5 protein-coding genes and 1 pseudogene are annotated in these 4,745 nt (G+C 31.3%); all 6 read right to left on the bottom strand.

From position 1 onward, the window contains the following. Window positions 1-307: 307 nt before the first annotated feature. Window positions 308-1,036: pseudogene (locus tag QNK89_RS07345) on the bottom strand (insulinase family protein); the annotation flags it as partial. A gap of 211 nt (window positions 1,037-1,247) precedes the next feature. Then, window positions 1,248-2,120, bottom strand: a complete 873-nt coding sequence (sucD, locus tag QNK89_RS07340; protein WP_340170372.1) for a succinate--CoA ligase subunit alpha — start codon at window positions 2,118-2,120, stop codon at window positions 1,248-1,250. Between the two features lie 118 nt (window positions 2,121-2,238). After that, window positions 2,239-2,631, bottom strand: a complete 393-nt coding sequence (locus QNK89_RS07335) for a nuclear transport factor 2 family protein (protein WP_340170371.1) — start codon at window positions 2,629-2,631, stop codon at window positions 2,239-2,241. Beyond that, window positions 2,632-3,567 (bottom strand): UDP-3-O-(3-hydroxymyristoyl)glucosamine N-acyltransferase, encoded by a 936-nt coding sequence (locus tag QNK89_RS07330; protein ID WP_340170370.1) that lies wholly within the window; start codon window positions 3,565-3,567, stop codon window positions 2,632-2,634. It abuts the gene before it with no gap. A 74-nt stretch (window positions 3,568-3,641) separates the two neighbouring features. Beyond that, window positions 3,642-4,208 carry an elongation factor P gene (efp, locus tag QNK89_RS07325; protein ID WP_340170369.1) on the bottom strand — a complete coding sequence of 189 codons (567 nt, stop codon included), beginning with the start codon at window positions 4,206-4,208 and terminating at the stop codon, window positions 3,642-3,644. 18 nt (window positions 4,209-4,226) lie between these two features. After that, on the bottom strand, window positions 4,227-4,745 hold a 519-nt coding region (locus QNK89_RS07320), incomplete at its 5' end, for an acyl-[acyl-carrier-protein]--UDP-N-acetylglucosamine O-acyltransferase (RefSeq protein WP_340170368.1).

Raw genomic sequence — 4,745 nt, 5'->3', positions numbered from 1 at the left:
TACCACGACTTGCTCCTGTTATTATAGCTGTTTTACCCTCTAAAAGTTTCATATAAAAATTGGTTTTGTTGTATTCCCGATAGTTATCGGAAAATTTATATTCAGTAAATCAAATATAAGAATTTCAATGTTCTTCGGAATAAAAAAACCTCACAAATTATAGTATTTGTGAGGTTTTTAATAAAATGGATTCTTGCCTACGTATTAATGACAGAATCTATTAAAGCTTTACTTCTTTTGCTTTTTCGTAATTAAATAAATAATCGATATCCATTTCTTGCACTTCTCCTAAAGTTTTAAGTGCAGAAAAATCTAAATCACCAACTAATACCATAGCCATGTTATTTGGCACATAATATTTATCAAAATAATTATTAATATCTACTAAAGACGGTTTTTTAAATGCTCTGCTGTACCAATAGTTTTTTGTTGTCCGTATGGATGATTTGGAAACAGCTTCTAATTCAGTATGGAATAAACGCAAAACTTATGTACTAAAATGCTCTTCTTCTAGCGCTAGCCATTTCTCTAATTCATTTGCTGGTATTTTATTTTTATAAACTTTTTCTTCAAACCAAGTATGTGCATTAGTTACAGTTGCACCTAATGAACTTGTCATTTTATCATATTCATTTGCTACAGAAAATTGAGAAGCTTCAAGTGATACTTTATCAATTTCTCTATATAATGCTATTTTCTTATCAGGATCTTGTTCAGCTCTGTGCTGCTCATATAAAACTGAAATTTTATCTAAGTACACTTTTTATTTTTCCCAATCTAGAGTACCAATTTTATCTGTTCCTTTAAAAACCAGGTGCTCAAGATAATGAGCCAGACCTGTAGATTCTTTTGGATCGTAATTAGAACCTGCTCTTACTGCAATATAGGTTTGAATTTTTGGCTCGTCGGTATTTTTACTCATATATACTTTTAAACCATTGTCTAAAGTATATAAACGCAATCCTGTTGGATTGTTATTAATAGTCTCGTAAGTAAAACCACTGGCATCTTTTTGGTTTTCAACAGCGAATGCCATCGTTTTATTGTTTTCGCTTTTACAACTGTACACTAAAGCTACAAATGCAAAAATGAAAGCTAATTTTAAGTGTTTCATTATAAATTGGTTTTTTGATTGATTAAGTTAAAAAAAAAGTTCGTTGACTAAAGTACAGCCAACGAACTAATAACGATTATATTATAATTATTTTAACAGATTTTAACTATTAAAATAGTAATTAATTTGGATTCTATCCTAAAACTTCTTTTACTTTTTTTCCTATTTCGGCAGGAGAATCAACAACGTGAATACCACAATCTCTCATAATAGCTTTTTTAGCTTGTGCTGTATCATCACTTCCTCCAACAATTGCTCCAGCGTGTCCCATTGTACGACCTGCAGGTGCAGTTTCTCCAGCTATAAAACCAATAATTGGTTTTTTACTACCACTAGCTTTATACCAATTTGCAGCATCTGCTTCTAGTTGTCCACCTATTTCACCAATCATTACTACACATTCCGTAGCTGGATCGTTTATTAATAGTTCTACTGCTTCTTTTGTTGTTGTTCCAATAATTGGATCTCCACCAATACCTATAGCTGTTGTAATTCCTAATCCTTGTTTTACTACTTGATCTGCAGCTTCGTATGTTAATGTTCCTGATTTTGAAACAATACCAACTTTACCTTGCTTAAATACAAATCCTGGCATAATACCAACCTTAGCTTCACCTGGAGTAATAACTCCTGGACAGTTAGGTCCTATTAAGCGACAATTTTTATTTTTAATATAATCTGAAGCTTTAATCATATCTGCAACTGGAATACCTTCTGTAATACAGATAATTACTTTAATTCCCGCATCTGCTGCTTCCATAATAGCATCTGCTGCGAAAGCAGGTGGTACAAAAATAATTGTTGTGTCTGCTCCTGCTTTTACTACAGCTTCTTCAACTGTATTAAAAACTGGTCTGCATAAATGTGTTTGCCCTCCTTTTCCTGGAGTTACACCACCAACAACATTTGTTCCATACTCAATCATTTGTCCAGCGTGAAATGTTCCTTCACTACCAGTAAAACCTTGAACTATTATTTTTGAATCTTTATTTACTAAAACACTCATTTATATTTAGATTAAAATTGTTTTTAATATGCTTTAAAAGTTAAATACTAAACTTTTGAATAATACCACAAAAGTAAGTTTTTGAATAGAAATTATAAAGTGATTTGTGTTTTATTTATTAAAAAGAATTTAAGCTTTCTATACTGCTTTCTGCAAGTTGACTCATTTGAAATCCTTTAAATATTTTATCTCCTTTTAATTCCCAAATTGTAGTAAAATGAGCTAATGCTAATTCTTCATCAGGGTTTTCTAATGTAGTAACGTAAGAAGTGTAAGGTATTGTTACATGATTATTGTCTTGTAATAAATGGCTAATATGAAAACGAAGTGTGTTGTATGATTGTCTAATTTCGTCGAAAACTAGTTTTAATCCATTAAAATCTAGAGCAACATAACCTTTGCTACTATGCCAATTTAAAGTACAATCTTTATGAAAACAATCATCTATAGCATTGGCATTATTCGCTAAATCTGAATTGTAAAATTTTTCAACAACTTCTTTAGATGTCATCTATTTGTTTTTTAATTGATCTATAATATTAGGAATTTGCTTCACATAAGCTAACTCTTTTAATTTTACTCGAGAATCTTCTATTGGTGTTCCGAAATAACTTTTACCACCTGGAACAGATTTTGTAACTCCTGTTTGCCCAAGAATTACTGCTTTTTTACCAATTGTAATACCACTGTTTGTTCCTACTTGTCCCCAAATAGTAACTTCGTCTTCAATAATACAACAACCTGCAATACCAACCTGAGAAGCAATTAAACATTTTTTACCTATTACTGTATCATGACCAACTTGAATTTGGTTGTCTAACTTAGAGCCTTCTCCAATAGTTGTATCTCCTGTTACACCTTTATCTATAGTGCATAAAGCACCAATATCCACATTGTCTTCTATTACAACTCGACCTCCAGATAGTAGTTGGTCGAATCCTTCTGATCTGTTTTTATAATAAAAAGCACTTGCTCCTAAGATTGTTCCAGAGTGGATTGTAACATTGTTACCAATTACTGCGTCGTCATAAATGGTAACATTTGCATGAATAACACAATGGTTTCCAATAATTACATTGTTTCCAATAAAACAATTAGGCTGAATTATAGTGTTTTCTCCTATTTTAGCTGAAGCAGAAATACTTGCGTTTGCAGCTTGAAAAGGTTTAAAATGATTTGTTAACTTATTAAAATCTCGAAAAGGATCATCGCTAATTAATAGCGCTTTTCCTACTGGACATTCAACATCTTTATTAATTAAAATAATTGTAGCTGCAGATTGTAACGCTTTATCATAATATTTAGGATGATCTACAAAAACAATATCACCTGGTTCTACAACATGAATTTCATTCAATCCAAGCACCTCAAAATCGTCTGCACCTACATAATCACAATCGATTATTTGAGATATTTGCTTTAAAGTATGTGGTTTTGGGAATTTCATTATTTTATGGTCTACATTCAATCTTCAATTATGAGTAAGATTGTTTACTGCCAAATGATAACTGATTACTTTTTTTATTCTTTTACGCGTTCTTTATAAGTTCCTTTTACTGTCTCCACTTTAATTTTATCACCTTCGTTTATAAACAATGGCACATTTACTTCAGCTCCAGTTTCTACAGTTGCTGGCTTTGTAGCATTAGTTGCTGTATTTCCTTTAACTCCAGGTTCTGTTGCAGTAATTTCTAAAACAACAGTTGCAGGCAATTCTACAGACAATGGCATATTATCTTCAGTATTAATTTGAATAGTTACCACTTCACCTTCTTTCATTAATCCAGGATTATCTAAAGCAGCTTCTAAAAGTCTTATTTGAGTATAATCTGATTCATTCATAAAATGATAAAACTCTCCATCATTATATAAATATTGAAATTTATGAGTTTCTACACGAACATCTTCTAATTTGTGTCCAGCTGAAAAAGTATTATCTAGAACCTTTCCATTTGTTACACTTTTCATTTTTGTACGAACAAAAGCAGGACCTTTTCCTGGTTTTACATGTAAAAATTCAACTATTTTATAAATATCGTTATTGTATTTTATACATAATCCGTTTCTTATATCTGAAGTAGTAGCCATAATTTTCTATTTTGTTTTTTAATTTGATTTGAAGTAACCTTTCATTATACCACGATGAGAATTCTTAATAAATTGAAGAATTTCGTCTCGTTCTGTAGTTGCTTCCATTTCTGCCTCTAAAATACCTGCAGCATGTGTATTGTTATAATTTTTTTGATAAAGTATTCTATAAATATCTTGAATCTCTCTTATTTTCTCTGTTGCATAACCTCTTCGTCTTAAACCTACAGAATTAATACCAACATATGATAAAGGTTCACGACCAGCTTTTACAAAAGGTGGCACATCTTTTCTTACTAGAGATCCACCAGTTACAAATGCATGGTTCCCTATAGAACAAAACTGATGCACTGCAGTCATTCCTGCCAATATTACATAATCTCCAACTGTAACGTGTCCTGCAAGTGTACTGTTATTAGAAAAGATACAATTGTTACCTACAATACAATCGTGGGCAATATGGCAATAGGCCATAATAAGGCAATTATCACCAATAACTGTTTTTCCTCTATCTACAGTACCTCTGTTTACAGTAAC

It is taken from the genome of Lacinutrix sp., assembly GCF_037625555.1.
Classification (GTDB): Bacteria; Bacteroidota; Bacteroidia; order Flavobacteriales; family Flavobacteriaceae; genus Lacinutrix.
The sequence above is the reverse complement of the archived record's forward strand: the minus strand, read 5'-3'. Positions and strand labels throughout refer to the sequence as shown.